This window comes from Sphingomonas sp. Leaf22 (assembly GCF_001421715.1).
Taxonomy (GTDB): Bacteria; Pseudomonadota; Alphaproteobacteria; order Sphingomonadales; family Sphingomonadaceae; genus Sphingomonas.
Genome location: NZ_LMKP01000012.1, coordinates 352,507 through 366,946, shown reverse-complemented (window position 1 = coordinate 366,946; position 14,440 = coordinate 352,507). Strand labels below are relative to the sequence as shown.

17 protein-coding genes are annotated in these 14,440 nt (G+C 66.1%); 8 read left to right on the top strand and 9 right to left on the bottom strand.

From position 1 onward, the window contains the following. Window positions 1–2: 2 nt before the first annotated feature. Complete coding sequence (locus ASE70_RS08400; RefSeq protein ID WP_056402384.1) at window positions 3–392, bottom strand: hypothetical protein; 390 nt, start codon at window positions 390–392, stop codon at window positions 3–5. Continuing rightward, a complete protein-coding gene (locus ASE70_RS19570) occupies window positions 389–583 on the bottom strand; it encodes a hypothetical protein (protein ID WP_056402387.1) in 195 nt (64 codons plus the stop codon). Before ASE70_RS19570 ends, ASE70_RS08400 begins: the two co-directional genes overlap by 4 nt. Here ASE70_RS19570 and ASE70_RS08395 point away from each other — a divergent pair. The 4 genes from ASE70_RS08395 (at window position 577) to ASE70_RS08380 (ending at window position 4,190) form a co-directional block, all read left to right on the top strand. Then, window positions 577–885 carry a hypothetical protein gene (locus ASE70_RS08395; RefSeq protein WP_056503343.1) on the top strand — a complete coding sequence of 103 codons (309 nt, stop codon included), beginning with the start codon at window positions 577–579 and terminating at the stop codon, window positions 883–885. The two genes, ASE70_RS19570 and ASE70_RS08395, sit on opposite strands and share 7 nt — an antisense overlap. 122 nt (window positions 886–1,007) lie before the next feature. After that, complete coding sequence (gene sucC, locus ASE70_RS08390) at window positions 1,008–2,207, top strand: ADP-forming succinate--CoA ligase subunit beta (RefSeq protein WP_055999141.1); 1,200 nt, start codon at window positions 1,008–1,010, stop codon at window positions 2,205–2,207. A 307-nt stretch (window positions 2,208–2,514) separates the two neighbouring features. Continuing rightward, window positions 2,515–3,264, top strand: a complete 750-nt coding sequence (locus tag ASE70_RS08385; RefSeq protein ID WP_056503339.1) for an electron transfer flavoprotein subunit beta/FixA family protein — start codon at window positions 2,515–2,517, stop codon at window positions 3,262–3,264. Then, window positions 3,261–4,190, top strand: a complete 930-nt coding sequence (locus ASE70_RS08380) for an electron transfer flavoprotein subunit alpha/FixB family protein (RefSeq protein ID WP_056503335.1) — start codon at window positions 3,261–3,263, stop codon at window positions 4,188–4,190. The genes ASE70_RS08385 and ASE70_RS08380 overlap by 4 nt, the downstream gene beginning before the upstream one ends. A gap of 362 nt (window positions 4,191–4,552) precedes the next feature. Here ASE70_RS08380 and ASE70_RS08375 read toward each other — a convergent pair whose 3' ends face one another. Continuing rightward, complete coding sequence (locus ASE70_RS08375; RefSeq protein WP_056503332.1) at window positions 4,553–5,077, bottom strand: hypothetical protein; 525 nt, start codon at window positions 5,075–5,077, stop codon at window positions 4,553–4,555. 94 nt (window positions 5,078–5,171) lie between these two features. On the opposite strand from ASE70_RS08375, the gene ASE70_RS08370 reads away from it, so the two are divergent. After that, window positions 5,172–6,401, top strand: coding sequence for a dipeptidase (locus ASE70_RS08370; protein ID WP_056503328.1), 1,230 nt, complete (start codon window positions 5,172–5,174; stop codon window positions 6,399–6,401). On the opposite strand, the gene nhaA is transcribed toward ASE70_RS08370, so the two are convergent. From nhaA to mnmA, 4 genes are all read right to left on the bottom strand, one after another. After that, window positions 6,388–7,578 (bottom strand): Na+/H+ antiporter NhaA, encoded by a 1,191-nt coding sequence (gene nhaA, locus ASE70_RS08365; RefSeq protein ID WP_056503322.1) that lies wholly within the window; start codon window positions 7,576–7,578, stop codon window positions 6,388–6,390. The two genes, ASE70_RS08370 and nhaA, sit on opposite strands and share 14 nt — an antisense overlap. Before the next feature lie 157 nt (window positions 7,579–7,735). Beyond that, window positions 7,736–8,554, bottom strand: coding sequence for a 2,3,4,5-tetrahydropyridine-2,6-dicarboxylate N-succinyltransferase (gene dapD / locus ASE70_RS08360; protein WP_056503319.1), 819 nt, complete (start codon window positions 8,552–8,554; stop codon window positions 7,736–7,738). Continuing rightward, a complete protein-coding gene (locus ASE70_RS08355; RefSeq protein ID WP_056402409.1) occupies window positions 8,551–9,213 on the bottom strand; it encodes a pyrimidine 5'-nucleotidase in 663 nt (220 codons plus the stop codon). Before ASE70_RS08355 ends, dapD begins: the two co-directional genes overlap by 4 nt. 171 nt (window positions 9,214–9,384) lie before the next feature. Next, entirely contained in the window at window positions 9,385–10,479 is a 1,095-nt protein-coding gene (mnmA, locus tag ASE70_RS08350) for a tRNA 2-thiouridine(34) synthase MnmA (RefSeq protein WP_056503315.1), read from the bottom strand. A gap of 178 nt (window positions 10,480–10,657) precedes the next feature. On the opposite strand from mnmA, the gene ASE70_RS20335 reads away from it, so the two are divergent. The 3 genes from ASE70_RS20335 to ASE70_RS08335 all read left to right on the top strand — a co-directional run bounded on the left by ASE70_RS20335 (window position 10,658) and on the right by ASE70_RS08335 (window position 11,626). Further along, on the top strand, window positions 10,658–10,861 hold the full coding sequence (locus ASE70_RS20335; RefSeq protein ID WP_200925606.1) for a hypothetical protein: 204 nt from the start codon (window positions 10,658–10,660) through the stop codon (window positions 10,859–10,861). 100 nt (window positions 10,862–10,961) lie between these two features. Next, window positions 10,962–11,264, top strand: a complete 303-nt coding sequence (sciP, locus tag ASE70_RS08340; protein WP_055999108.1) for a CtrA inhibitor SciP — start codon at window positions 10,962–10,964, stop codon at window positions 11,262–11,264. 110 nt (window positions 11,265–11,374) lie between these two features. Continuing rightward, entirely contained in the window at window positions 11,375–11,626 is a 252-nt protein-coding gene (locus ASE70_RS08335) for a GlsB/YeaQ/YmgE family stress response membrane protein (RefSeq protein ID WP_055999105.1), read from the top strand. Between the two features lie 140 nt (window positions 11,627–11,766). Here ASE70_RS08335 and ASE70_RS08330 read toward each other — a convergent pair whose 3' ends face one another. Further along, window positions 11,767–13,746, bottom strand: coding sequence for a GAF domain-containing protein (locus ASE70_RS08330; protein ID WP_056503312.1), 1,980 nt, complete (start codon window positions 13,744–13,746; stop codon window positions 11,767–11,769). Window positions 13,747–13,891: 145 nt separating this feature from the next. Further along, complete coding sequence (gene msrA, locus ASE70_RS08325) at window positions 13,892–14,434, bottom strand: peptide-methionine (S)-S-oxide reductase MsrA (protein ID WP_056402418.1); 543 nt, start codon at window positions 14,432–14,434, stop codon at window positions 13,892–13,894. Between the last annotated feature and the right edge of the window lie 6 nt (window positions 14,435–14,440).

The following is a 14,440-nucleotide window of genomic DNA, read 5'->3' as shown; positions in this document are numbered from 1 at the left end:
GGTCAGTCGCGCCGCTCGCCCAGCTTCTGCGCGATGCGGAACAGCGCCAGCACTCCGACCGCCATCACCGCGACCAGCGCCAGCACCGCATAGGTCAGCACCTCCAGCCAGCGCGCAACGGCGCGGGTGGCATCGGCCTGCCGGGCGATCGCGATGCTCTGCGGCGTTTCGACCCGCGGCGCGCCGGTGGTGAACGGGGCCGGCGGCAGCGGCGGCATCGGCACGCCGGTGCGCGGATCGACCCGCTGCACGTCGCCGGTGTCAACTTCCGCGCCGGGACGCGACGTTCCGCCATCGGTCGACATGGTCGCGACCGCGCCGACCATCGCCAGCGTGGCAAAGATCGCCAGCGCCCATGACAGCGCCCGGGCCTGCCAGCCTTCCGGCGTCATCGGTGGTCGCCCCGCTCGCAGAACGGCGCGGTCGCCACGCGGACCCGCCGACGCATCGGTGGGCGATCCGCGGGACAGGCGACCCGTGCCGCGAACCCCGCCATGACGGCCATGACGGCCATGGGCGCGACGACGATCGGGATGGCGATTGCCCAGTGCATCCAGCGGCTATAGCGGCTCGGCGATGACATTGCGACGCCTTCCCGTCCCGTTCCTCCTGACCCTCGCACTCGCCGGCTGCGCCGTGCCCGAGGCGCGGTTGCGTAGCGGGTTGCAGGGTGCGGGACTGTCGCGGTCGCTGTTGGCCTGCATGGCGCGGCACATGGTCGACCGGCTCGGCCTCGCCCGATTGTTGCGGCTGTCCGACCTGCCCGCCGCGCGCGACGCCGACGACCTGCCGGCGTTTCTGCGGCGGGTGCGGGCGCTCGGCGATCCCGAAATCCTTGCGGTAACCGGCAGTTCGGCGGCGCTCTGCGTGACCGGTCTCCGATAAAGCACCTGCGACGCAATTGCATTAAGCCAGTTTACCACTGGATTCGGCGGTCGGCATGTGCTTTAGGCGTGGCAACTTTGCCAACTTACCAGACACCCACCCGAGAGGCGGAAGGCGAATCCATGAACATTCACGAATATCAGGCCAAGGAACTGCTCGCGAAGTTCGGCGTGCCCGTGCCCGCCGGCTTCTCGGCGATGACCGTCGACGAAGCCGTCGAAGCCGCCGGCAAGCTCCCCGGGCCGCTCTATGTCGTCAAGTCGCAGATCCACGCCGGTGGCCGTGGCAAGGGCAAGTTTGTCGAACTCGGCCCGGATGCCAAGGGGGGCGTCCGCCTCGCCTGGAACCTCGACGAAGTACGCGCGCACGCGACCGACATGCTCGGCAACACGCTGGTCACGATCCAGACCGGCGACGCGGGCAAGCAGGTCAACCGCCTGTACGTGACCGACGGCGCGAACATCGCCAAGGAATTCTACCTCGCGCTGCTCGTCAACCGCGCCACCGGCCGCGTGTCGATGGTCGCCAGCACCGAAGGCGGCATGGATATCGAAGCGGTCGCCCATGACACGCCCGAGAAGATCCATTCGATCGACATCGATTCCGCGACCGGCTTCATGCCGCACCATGGCCGCGCCATCGCCGCCGCGCTCGAACTGAAGGGCGACCTCGCCAAGCAGGCCGCCAGCGTCGCGTCGAAGCTGTACGACGCGTTCCTCGGCACCGATGCCGAGCAGATCGAAATCAACCCGCTCGCCGTCACCGAGGAAGGCCAGCTGGTCGTGCTCGATGCCAAGGTCGCCTTCGACGGCAACGCCATGTTCCGTCACAAGGACCTGATGGAACTGCGCGACACCACCGAAGAAGACGCGATGGAGCTGGAGGCGTCGAAGTACGACCTCGCCTACATCAAGCTCGACGGCGATATCGGCTGCATGGTCAACGGTGCCGGCCTTGCCATGGCGACGATGGACATCATCAAGCTGAACGGCATGTTCCCGGCCAACTTCCTCGACGTCGGCGGCGGCGCGAACAAGGAAAAGGTCACCGCCGCGTTCAAGATCATTCTCGCCGATCCGGCGGTGAAGGGCATCCTCGTCAACATTTTCGGCGGGATCATGAAGTGCGACATCATCGCGGAGGGCATCGTCGCTGCCGCGAAGGAAGTGAACCTGTCGGTGCCGCTGGTCGTTCGTCTCGAAGGGACGAACGTGCAGGCCGGCAAGGACATCCTCGCCAATTCGGGTCTGGCGATCGTGCCGGCCAACGATCTGGGCGATGCCGCCAAGAAGATCGTCGCGGAAGTGCAGAAGGCCGCCTGATCCATGGCGGTCCGGCGCGCACCCGGCGACACGCGACTGGCATGGTCGTTTGCCAAGGGGACAGCGGCCGGTGCCTTGGTCGTGATGGTTCTGGTCCGGCTGCTGTAAGTGCTGGACCCGGCGGAAATGGGGTCCGGGCGGAAACGTCCGGGCCCTTTTTCGTTGGGGAGGCAAGGTGATTCGGTCTAGGGTCGCCGCCTGCCGCTACGGCGTCCCGGCGTTTCCATACCGGACTTGCGAAACCCACGCAAAACCGCCACAGAAACGCGCGATGCCACCGCGCAAGACGTTTTGAGAGGGAGTGCCCATGAAGGTGCTGGTGCCGGTCAAGCGTGTGCTTGATTACAATGTGAAGCCCCGTGTGAAAGCCGACGGAAGCGGGGTCGACCTCGCCAACGTCAAGATGAGCATGAACCCGTTCGACGAGATCGCGGTCGAGGAAGCGATCCGGTGCAAGGAAAAGGGCGTGGCGACCGAGATCGTCGTCGTCTCGATCGGCGAGGAAAAGGCGAAGGACACGCTGCGCACCGCGTTGGCGATGGGCGCCGACCGTGCGATCCATGTCGTCACCGACGCGAAGGTCGAGCCGCTGGTCGTCGCCAAGCTGCTGAAGGCGATCGTGGACGAGGAACAGCCCGGCCTGGTGATCCTCGGCAAGCAGGCGATCGACGACGACAACAACCAGACCGGCCAGATGCTGGCGGCGCTGACCGGCTACCCGCAGGGCACCTTCGCCAGCAAGGTCGAGGTGTCGGGCGAGACGGTCAACGTCACGCGTGAGGTCGATGGCGGGCTGGAGACGGTCGCGCTCAACCTGCCGGCGATCGTCACCACCGACCTGCGCCTGAACGAGCCGCGCTATGCGTCGCTGCCCAACATCATGAAGGCAAAGTCGAAGCCGCTTGCGGCCAAGACGGCGGCGGATTTCGGCGTCGATGTCAGCCCGCGCCTGACCATGGTGAAGGTCGAGGAGCCGTCGAAGCGGCAGGCCGGGGTCAAGGTCGCCGATGTCGACGAACTGGTCGGCAAGTTGAAGACGCTGGGAGTGGTCGCATGAAGACGCTGGTTTGGGTCGAACATGACGGACAGGTGGTGAAGGACGCGACCTATGCCGCCGTCACCGCCGCCGCCAAGCTGGGCGAGGTCGAGGCACTGGTCGCAGGGCAAGGCGTCGATGCCGTCGCACAGGCCGCTGCGCAGATCGCCGGCGTCGCCCGGGTGCTGGTCGCCGACGACGCCGCCTTTGCCCACAATCTTGCCGAGAATGTCGCACCGCTGGTCGTCGACCTGATGGGCAGCCACGATGCGTTCGTCGCGACCGCGACGACGACGGGCAAGAACATCGCGCCGCGTGTCGCCGCGCTGCTCGACGTGATGCAGATCAGCGAAATCCTGTCGGTCGAGGGGCCGGACAGCTTCACCCGCCCGATCTACGCCGGCAACGCGATCGCGACGGTGAAGACCAGCGATCCCAAGCTGGTGCTGACGGTACGCGGCACGGCGTTCGACAAGGCGGAAGCGACCGGCGGATCGGCCATCGTCGAGGCGGTTACCTCGACCGGTGACAAGGGCGTGTCCAAATTCGTCGGTGCGGAAATCGCCGCGTCGGAACGACCCGAACTGACCAGCGCCAAGATCATCGTCTCCGGCGGTCGCGCGCTGGGATCGGAAGAGCAATTCCATGCGCTGATCGATCCGCTCGCCGACAAGCTCAACGCCGCCGTCGGCGCATCGCGTGCGGCGGTCGATGCCGGCTATGCGCCCAACGACTATCAGGTCGGCCAGACCGGCAAGATCGTCGCGCCGGAAGTCTATATCGCGGTCGGCATTTCGGGCGCGATCCAGCATCTGGCGGGGATGAAGGATTCGAAGGTCATCGTCGCGATCAACAAGGACGAGGACGCACCGATCTTTCAGGTCGCCGATGTCGGGCTGGTCGGGGATCTTTTCACGCTGGTGCCGGAGCTGACTGCCAAGCTTTGAGCGAAGCAGCGCAAGCTGCTGAACGGTGCGCAAGGGGCAAAGCCCCAAGCGCACAAAGCGACGGCCGGCCGGCGTCGCCATCGCAACGACCGACGACGCGGGATTCACTCCCGCGTCGGCCCTTTGTCGAGCAAACCCGTCCAGTCGAGCACTGCGCCCAGAGGTCGTCGTGGAACCGATGGCCCCTGCAACGAACGAGCCCCCGATCCTCCAGGCACGGGGAGGGGGACCATGCATAGCATGGCGGAGGGGGCTGTCCGCCAACGGGACGGAAGCGTTCCGCGCCCGCCCCCTCCACCAGCTACGCTGGTCCCCCTCCCCGTGCCGGGGAGGAATTACAGCCCGATCGCACCATCAACCCCTTACTTCGCTGCCGCCACCGGCAACGGCAACGGCACCGCCGGATCGAGCGGGATCGCGATCCGCTTGGCCCGCTCCTTCTTAGACGGCCTGCCCTTCACGCCGCGCACGACATCGCCGATCAGCTTACCGAAACTCGTCGCCTCGCCGGGTTCTTCGCAGCAACTGTTCGGATCGATCAGCTTGCCGACCGCGCGGATGAGGAAGGTGCCCCCGCCAAAAATATCGACCCCGGTCGTACATCCTTCCGACAGCGTCGCGCACGGACTGGACGTCGCCGCCATCGCCCCGCGCCCATCGGCATAGGGATTGGACGGCAGCGGCCGGTCGGGCGGCGTGCGTTCGGATGGCAGCGGAAGCCGCGGCGTCTGCACCCCCTTGCCGCAGACGAGGATTTCGTCGTCCTGCGAATTGCGCCGTGCCGACGCACACGGATCGACGAGGATCGAAATTCGCTCGGGCGGCGCGTCGATCGGGACGGCGGGGGTCGCGGCCTGTCCGGCAAGCAACAGCAACAGGGGAACCATCGGCGCATCTCCCTTCGGCCATGCACGCAGCCTATGACCTGCCGCTGCTGTAGCACTTGTCTCGCGCCTGCGCGACGCGGTAGCTTGGCCCCCGATGCTGCTTCCCCTGCTCCTGCTCGCTGCGCAGGCTCCTGCGCCGACCGCCGCCGACATCGCGCGCGCCGAACGCGTGCTGGCGCGCACGCCGATCATCGACGGGCATAACGACCTGCCTTGGGGAATTCGCGACGGGCATCACGCCGCGGTCGAGACGGTCGACCTGAGTGCCGATACCAGCCGCATTGAACCACCGCTCCAGACCGACCTGCCACGCCTCGCCAGGGGGCATGTCGGCGGACAATTCTGGTCGGTATGGATTCCGGTGACGACCACCGGTCCGCAGGCGGTCGAAATGACGATCGAACAGATTGACATCGTCCGCCGCATGATCGCCGCCAATCCGACGCGCATGGCGCTGGCCCGCGACGCCGCCGACATGGCGCGGATTGCGAAAAGCGGTCGCGTCGCCTCGCTGATCGGCGTCGAGGGTGGGCACCAGATCGACGGCCGGCTGTCGGTTCTAAGACAATTTTATAATCTCGGCGTCCGCTACGTGACTCTGACCCATGGCAAGAGCGTCGGTTGGGCCGACAGTTCGACCGATGCCCCGCAGGCAAACGGCCTCACCCCGTTCGGACGGCAGGTCGTGGCGGAGATGAACCGCCTCGGGATGCTGATCGACGTCGCGCATGTGTCCGATGCGACGATGGCGGCGGCGCTGGCGGCGACGAAGGCACCGGTCATCGCCTCGCATTCCAATGCCCGCGCGATCGCCGACCGGCCGCGCAACATTCCCGATCCGTTGCTGGCGGCGATCGGCCGCAACGGCGGGGTGGTGATGGTCAACGCCTATCCCGCCTTCCTGTCGAGCGCGTGGAACGACTGGGACAATCGGCGCGGTGCCTTTGCCAAGGCACAGGGCCTGCCGGGCAATCGCTATGGCAAGGAGACGCCGGCGGCGGTCAAGGCTTGGGAAGCCGCCAATCCGGCCCCCCGCGTCACCGCCGCGACGATGGCCGATCATGTAGAGCATATCGCAAAGATCGCCGGCCGTGCCCATGTCGGCATCGGCGGCGATTATGACGGCATTTCGGGCACCGGACCGGAGGGCATGGGCGGTGTCGACGGCTATCCGCACTTGTTCGCCGAACTGGCGCGGCGCGGCTGGTCCGACAGCGACCTGAGCGCACTGGCGCAGGGCAATGTCCTGCGCGTGCTGGGTCAGGCAGAGGCCGTGGCGAAGGCGATGGCCGGTCAGAAGCCGGTCGACGCTATCTACCCCTGACCGGCGCGAACCGCAGCAGCGCGGCACCGAGCAATGCCGACAACAACGATCCGGCCAGCACCCCGATCTTGACCTGATCGATCGCCGCCGCATCGCCGGCAAAGGCGAGGCCGCCGATGAACAGGCTCATGGTAAAGCCGATCCCGGCCAGCGCCGCAACGCCCCATAGATGCACCCAATTGGCATCGCCCGGCCGGCACGACAGTCCGCTGCGCACCGCCAGCCAGATCGCGCCGAGCACGCCGACCTGCTTGCCGACGAACAGCCCGACCGCGACCGCCAGCGGCAGGGGCGCCCACAGGATCGACAATGGCACGCCCGTCACCGCGACCCCGGCATTGACGAAGCCGAACACCGGCACGACCGCGAACGCGACCCATGGGTGAATGGCATGTTCGAGCCGGTGGAGCGGTGAATCGATCGCCTCCGGCGCGCCCGGTGTCGGTTTGACCGGAATGGTCATCGCAGCCAGCACCCCGGCAACGGTCGCATGGATGCCGGACAGGAACACGAGATACCATAAAGGCACGGCCAGGATCAGATACGGGGCCAGCCGCACCACGCCTGCCCGGTTCAGCGCGATGAGCATCGCCAGCACCAGCGCCGCACCGCCCAGTGCCGTCAGATCGAGATCGCTGGTATAGCCCAGCGCGATGATCGCGACCGCGCCCATATCGTCGACGATCGCCAGCGTGGTCAGGAACAGCTTCAGCGCCGCCGGCACGCGCTTTCCCAGCAACGCCATCACGCCGACGGCGAAGGCGATGTCGGTCGCCGCCGGGATCGCCCATCCGCGCGCGATGCCGGGCGTCGATCGCGCGACCAGGAGGTACAGGATCGCCGGCGCGGCCATGCCCGCGATCGCCGCGATCACCGGCAGGCGGCGCTGCTCCCATGTCGCCAGTCGCCCGTCGACCAGTTCGCGCTTGATCTCCAGACCGACCAGCAGGAAGAACAGCGCCATCGCCGCATCATTGACCCACAGATGCAGCGTCATAGGGCCATGTCGGGCGCTCAGCACCGGCCCGGTGGTCAGGTGCAGCAGATGAAAATAGGCGGTGGCGGTGCCAGGCAGGTTGGCGAGCACCAGTGCCAGCGCCGACGCCAGCATCAGGGCGATCCCGCCCGATGCCTCACCGTGAAGGAACGTGCGAAGCATGGAGCGGGGGCGGGTCATGGTGCCCCGTACCAAATCCTCCCCGGCACGGGGAGGGGGACCGCCGCAAAGCGGTGGTGGAGGGGGTTGGCCACGCGACGCAACGGCTGCGTAAGCGGACATCCCCCTCCACCAGCCCGCGGCTCGTCCTCCTCCCCGTGCCGGGGAGGAATTTCGGTCAGTCGCGCAGCAGGTCGTTGATGCTGGTCTTGCTGCGCGTTTGCGCATCGACGCGCTTCACGATGACCGCGCAGTACAGCGCCGGCTTGCCGTCGCCGCCACCGATCGATCCCGGCACCACCACCGCATAGGGCGGCACTTCGCCGTGGAAGGTTTCGCCGGTCGCGCGGTCGATGATCTTGGTCGATGCGCCCAGATACACGCCCATCGACAGCACCGCACCCTCGCCGACGCGCACGCCCTCAGCCACTTCGGCCCGCGCGCCGATAAAGGCGCCGTCGCCGATGATGACCGGATCGGCCTGCAACGGCTCCAGCACGCCGCCGATGCCCGCACCGCCCGACAGATGTACGTTCTTCCCGATCTGCGCACAGCTGCCGACGGTCGCCCAGGTATCGACCATCGTGCCTTCGCCGACATAGGCGCCGATGTTGACGAAGCTCGGCATCAGGATCGCGCCCTTGCCGACGAACGCGCCGCGGCGGACGATGCTGCCCGGCACCGCGCGGAACCCGGCGTCGCGGAACCTGTGTTCGCCCCAGCCGGTGAACTTGCTCGGCACCTTGTCGAACCAGTTGGTGCCGCCGGGGCCGTCCATGATCTGGTTGTCGTTCAGACGAAACGACAACAGCACCGCCTTTTTCAGCCACTGATGGACCTGCCAGCCATCGCCAACCGGCTCGGCCACGCGTGCCTCGCCCGAATCGAGCAGTGCCAGCGCGGCGTCGACGGCGTCACGAACCTCGCCCTGCGTATGGACGGTCAGCTCGGCACGGTTTTCCCATGCAGCATCGATCTGGGCAGCAAGGTCGGTCATGATTCCTCCACGAAGCGTAGCCACGCGACGATATCGTGCGTGATGTAATCGATATGGTCGCGGCCGACGGGCAGCCCCTGTTCGGACCCGTTGTCGACCCAGACCGTCGTCATGCCCACTTCCTTTGCGGGGACGAGGTTGCGGGCCATGTCCTCGGCGAACAGCGCGGCCTTGGGGTCGATCTCCCACGCTGCGCACAGCCCGTCATACGCGCTGGTATGCGGTTTCGGGCGATAGGCGGTGGCATGGATGTCGTGGATGCCGGCAAAGCTGTCGGACAGGCCGAGCTTGTCGAGCACCCGCTGCGCATATGGCGCATCGCCATTGGTGAACACCAGCTTGCGCCCCGGCAATCCGGCCAGCAGCCGCGGCAGATCGGGATCGGGGACCAGCGGCGACAGGTCGATGTCGTGGACGAAATCGAGGAAATGGTGCGGATCGACCGCCTGTTCGGCCATCAGTCCCGACAGCGACGTGCCATGATTGTGAAAATGCATCTTCTGGACCCGGTGCGCTTCTGCCGCATCGCAGCCGAGCAGGTCGCAGATATATTGCCCCATGCGCGCCTCGACCTCGGCGAACAGGTTGCTCGACGCCGGATAGAGCGTGTTGTCGAGATCGAAGATCCATTCACGGACATGGGCGAGCGCGGGGTGCATCGGTCGCGGGCTGTAGGCGGGTGCGAGATATGCTGCAAGCTCCTCCCCGGTACGGGGAGGGGGACCGCCGCGCAGCGGTGGTGGGGGTTGGCCGCGCAACGCAACCGTCGTGGATGCCGACAGCCCCCTCCACCATGCTGCGCATGGTCCCCTCCCCGTGCCGGAGAGGACTTACGCTGCCTCCGTCGTCTCGATCCAGCCGCCGCCCAGCACTCGTTCCCCGGCATAGAGCACCGCCGCCTGCCCCGGCGCGACGCCATATTCGGGCGCATCGAACACCAGCCGGTCACTCTCCAGTCGCGCTGGTACCGGCTTCGCCATCGATCGCACCTTGGCGGTCAACGGCCCGACATGATCGCCGCCGATCCAGTTGATCTCCGACAGCCGCGCCGCACCGACCGCCAGCGCACTGCGCGGTCCGACGACCAACCGCTTCGTCTCCGGCTCCAGCCGCACGACATAGAGCGGCTCGGCAAGGCCGCCGATCTCCAGACCACGCCGCTGCCCGACGGTATAGCCGACCAGCCCGCCATGCTGGCCCAGCACCTGTCCGCCCAGATCGACGATCTCGCCGCCCTCGTTCGCTTCGGGGCGCAGCTTGCGGACCAGCCCGGCATAGTCGCCATCGGGCACGAAGCAGATATCCTGACTGTCGGGCTTGCCCGCGACGCCCAGCCCCAGTTCGGCGGCGATCTCACGTACCCGCGCCTTGGGCATGCCGCCCAGTGGAAAGCGCAGGAAATCGAGCTGGTCCTGCGTCGTCGCGAACAGGAAATAGCTCTGGTCGCGCGCCGGATCGACCGCGCGGTGCAGTTCCGCGCCCGCCGCGCCCATCGCCCGGCGGATATAATGGCCGGTCGCGAGGCAATCCGCGCCCAGATCACGTGCCAGCGCGAACAGATCGGTGAATTTCGGCCCCATATTGCACTTCACGCACGGGATCGGCGTCCGTCCCGCTAGATACGCATCGGCGAAATCGTCGATCACCGTCTCGCGGAAACTGGTCTCGTGATCGAACACATAATGGGCGATGCCCAGCTGGTCGCAGACCGCGCGCGCGTCACGAATGTCGCGGCCAGCGCAGCACGACCCCGCCCGGCCGACCGCCGCGCCATGGTCGTAGAGTTGCAGCGTGACGCCGATCGTCTCCGCGCCCGTGGCATGGGCAAGCGCGGCCACGACCGAACTGTCGACCCCACCCGACATGGCGACGACGATCCGTCGCGCGGCAACCGGCGATTCGAGTTGAAAATCAGCAGTATTCATAGGGCCGCCGATAATCCTTTCGCGGCCGGCTTGCAAAAACGGGACGTCATTTACCGGACCTTCAGGTGTGTCGGGTAGCACCGGGGTTCGAAACCCATGTGGGAAAGATGCATTGGAACTGAGCTTCGCCCGTTTCGACCGTGGTAGCACGGTCACACCGTTACCGACGGAGCTGGCCGTGTTGCTGGCCTCGGCAACGGGTCGGCAGGCGGCGACGCCGACGGCCCGGTTGCAGACGCAACTGACGTGGAAACGCGCGCCGGTATCGCTGCTGACTCCGACCGAGGGCGCGTTCAACTGCTGGACGGCGACGCTGCTCGACCCGCGTATCGTCGTGGGGCAACGGTCCATCGCCAATCCGCCATGGGTGCCGCGCGAATGAAGACCATGTTTACCTAGCCGTTTTAGCTCATGTTCAGCCGTGTTCAGTATGACCGAAAAAGTAGGTTTCAGGGGTCTCCCACCCCGGCTCGAGGTCCAGTATGATTGAGAACCAGAAAATTCGTCCGGCAAAGGTGATCGGTCCGCTCGGCGAACCGCTCACGCTCGACACGCTGCCGCCCGCCGAAACGACCCGGTGGGTCGTCCGGCGCAAGGCGGAAGTGGTCGCGGCGGTCAATGGCGGGCTGATCACCGTCGACGACGTCTGTATGCGATACAATCTGTCGGCGGAGGAGTTCGCCGGATGGCAGCGCGCGGTCGACCGATCGGGTATGCCGGGGCTGCGGGTGACCCGGATCCAGCATTACAAAACGCTCTACGAACGCCAGCAGCGCAAATATTAAGCTATTCATTGAATACGGAGGCGGAACAACCCAGTCCCTTGAGAGTCTTTCCCTCAGTACGCCCGGTACGCACAGCATCGGGTCGCAGGCACCAAATGGAGGGACGTCAAATGGGTATCATTCTCTGGCTGATCGTGGGCGGTGTCGTTGGCTGGCTGGCCAGCATCATCATGCGGACGGACGCGCAGCAGGGCATTTTCCTGAACATCGTCGTCGGCATCGTGGGCGCGGTGATCGCCGGCTTCGTGACCGGTGCCAACATCAACAACGGCATTACGGTTACCAGCTTCCTGTATTCGCTGGTCGGTGCGGTCGTGCTTCTGGCGATCGTGAACCTCGTGCGTCGCGGGACGGTGCGGTAAGCATCTGCTCTCGAACCGAGACGAATGGGCCGCCCCTCACCGGGCGGCCTTTTTCGTTTTCGAAGACCGGGTATCTTTTGTTCGTAGCGGAAGGAGTGCCTGCAACCGTGTAGAAACGGGTTCTGCGGCACCGGCAGCCTTCAGCCCCCGGTCAGCGCCGATACCGCAGCGCGCATCGTCACCACGACCCCTTCCGGTTCGAAGCAGGTATCGCTGTCGCCATTGCCGGTCAGTCCCAGCCGCAATAATTTCGACCCGAAACCACGGCGCGTAGGCGCCCGGACCGCAGGGCCGCCGCGTTCGCGCCAGGTAAAGCACAGCACGCCGTCCTCCACGATCCAGTCGACGAAGACGCGTCCGGTGCCCGTCGACAACGCACCATATTTGACCGCGTTCGTGCCCAGTTCGTGAAGGCTCAGCGCCAGCGACAGCGCCGCCCGTGCACCGAGCGCGACGTCGGGACCCGACAGGGAGATGCGGTCGTCGCAGCCGAAGACGGCGAGCACCTGCCGTACCGTCGCATGCATATCGGCACCGACCCAGTTGCGTTCGACCAGCACGTCATGGGCAACGCCCAATGCCTGCAGGCGCTGCTCGAACGCGTCGAGCGGCTCGCGCGCGATCGTCCCGCGCAACGTCTGCGACGCGATCGCCTGCACCATCGACAGCGTGTTCTTCAACCGATGCGCCAGTTCCTGGATCAACAGGTTCCGGTGCACTTCGGATTCGACCTGCGCCATGCCGACCTCGACGCGGTCGGCGACCTTGCGCAGGAACACGATCTCCTCGGGTCGCCAGTGCCGCGGTGCCGGATCATGGACCACGAAGGCCGAAACGATGCGTCCGTCCCGCCGCACGGGGACGATCACGAACGCGGCGACCGACATCGCCAGCAAGGCATCGGCCCGATGCAGCGTGCGCGGATCGGTCTGTACGTCGCGCACGACCACCGCTTCTCCCCGTTCGATTTCGTCCTGCAGCGTTCCGAACGTGGCGAGATCGTGCTGCCCGGCGAGCGAGGAGCCGTCGCCCGTCGTCCAGTCTGGCCCAATGTCGATCTGTGTCGTCATCGCATCGATCCGGCCGAATCCGGCACCGCCGACGCCCATTGCCTTCCCGACCAACGCCGATGCCACCTGCGCCACGGCGGCGGCATCATGGCAGTCGCGCAACACGTCGCCGAGTTCGATCAGGGCGCTCTGTCGCCCTTCGGCACCGCGCTCGTCAGTGATATCCTGCAGGATCGCACCGAACCGTTCGCCGTCGATGCGAAAACAATGTCCGCGAAACCAGCGGCGCAGCGTCGGGATATGATGGACGAACCCGACCGGCGTGCCGTCGTGCAGCAATCCGTGCAGATCGTCAGCCCAGCTTCCCGGAGCAGCCGCGTCCAATATGCGTCCGGTCCTCGACAGCATCGTCGCGCGATCGATCCCCCACAGCGCATACCAGGATGGATTGGCGTCGAAAAACTGCCAGTCGACGACTCGGCCATCGTCGTCCCGCAATGCCTTGCCCAGCGCAAAACCGTCGCCGAGATTCTGGAACAGGCCCTGCCAGCGTTGCTCGTTGCCGCTCAGCGCGGTTTCGGCATCGGCGATCCGCGCCAGCGTAACGTCGCGTTCGGCCAGCAACCGCCGCATTTCCAGCATCGCCACCACCTGCCGTGCCAGGCTGCGCATCATCTCGCGCTGGATGTCGCTCAATCCGTCCGGCCGGGGAACGACGTCGAGTACGCACAGCGTACCGGTCGCCACGCCGTTCAGACGCAACGGGACCCCGGCATAGAAGCGGACTTTGGGGCCGGCCGTAACGATCCCGCTATCGCGCGTCCGCGGGTCGATCGACAGGTCGGGAATGACCAGCATGTCGTCGGCATCCAGCGCATGGATGCAGATCGCGTCGTCGAGCGACGTGCCCGGCGCATCGGTGCCGACCCGTGCCGAAAACCATTGCCAACCGGTATCGATGATCGTGACGAGCGCCACCGGCGCTGCACATATCTGTGCGGCCAGCCGTACCAGATCGTCCTGCGCCGCATCGCCGGTCGGTTGTATCAAGCGATAGTCGCGTATCGCCGCCAGCCGTTCCGCCGTCGCGGGGTCATCCGTCGCCCCCATGTCCTCTGCCCCCCAAGGCCATGTTCTGAATAGCAATTCTGCGTACACAGCACAAGGGCCGCACCATGGTTGGCACGGCCCTTGCACCATTCAGCTCCCGCCGCTCAACCGAAATCCCATCGGTTCCGGTGGCGTCCGGCCTGGATCAGGCGGTTTCGGCGCTCCGCGTCCGCGCCGCGAAGCTCTTGCGCAGCTTTTGCAGCTTGGGCGGAATGATCGCTAGGCAATAGGGATTACGCTGCCCCTCGCCGTCCCAATATTCCTGATGATAGTCCTCGGCAGGATACCAGGTCGACAGCGGTTCGATCGTGGTCACGATCCTGCCGCGTCCTTCGCCCGCCCGTTCGATCCCGGCGCGCGCCGCCGCTTCCTGTTCGGGCGACATCGGGAAGATCGCCGAGCGATACTGGGTGCCGACGTCGTTGCCCTGCCGGTTCAATTGCGTCGGATCATGCGTCGCAAAGAAGATGTCGAGCATGTCGTCATAGCCGATCACCGCCGGATCATAGGTAACCCGGATCGCCTCGGCATGGCCGGTATTCCCGCCGCAGACCTGTTTGTAGGTCGGATGTTCGGTCGTGCCGCCGATATAGCCGCTTTCGACCTGTTCGACCCCGATCACATCGCGAAACACCGCTTCGGTGCACCAAAAACATCCGCCGGCGAATATCGCCTGTTCGGTAGCCATTGCGTA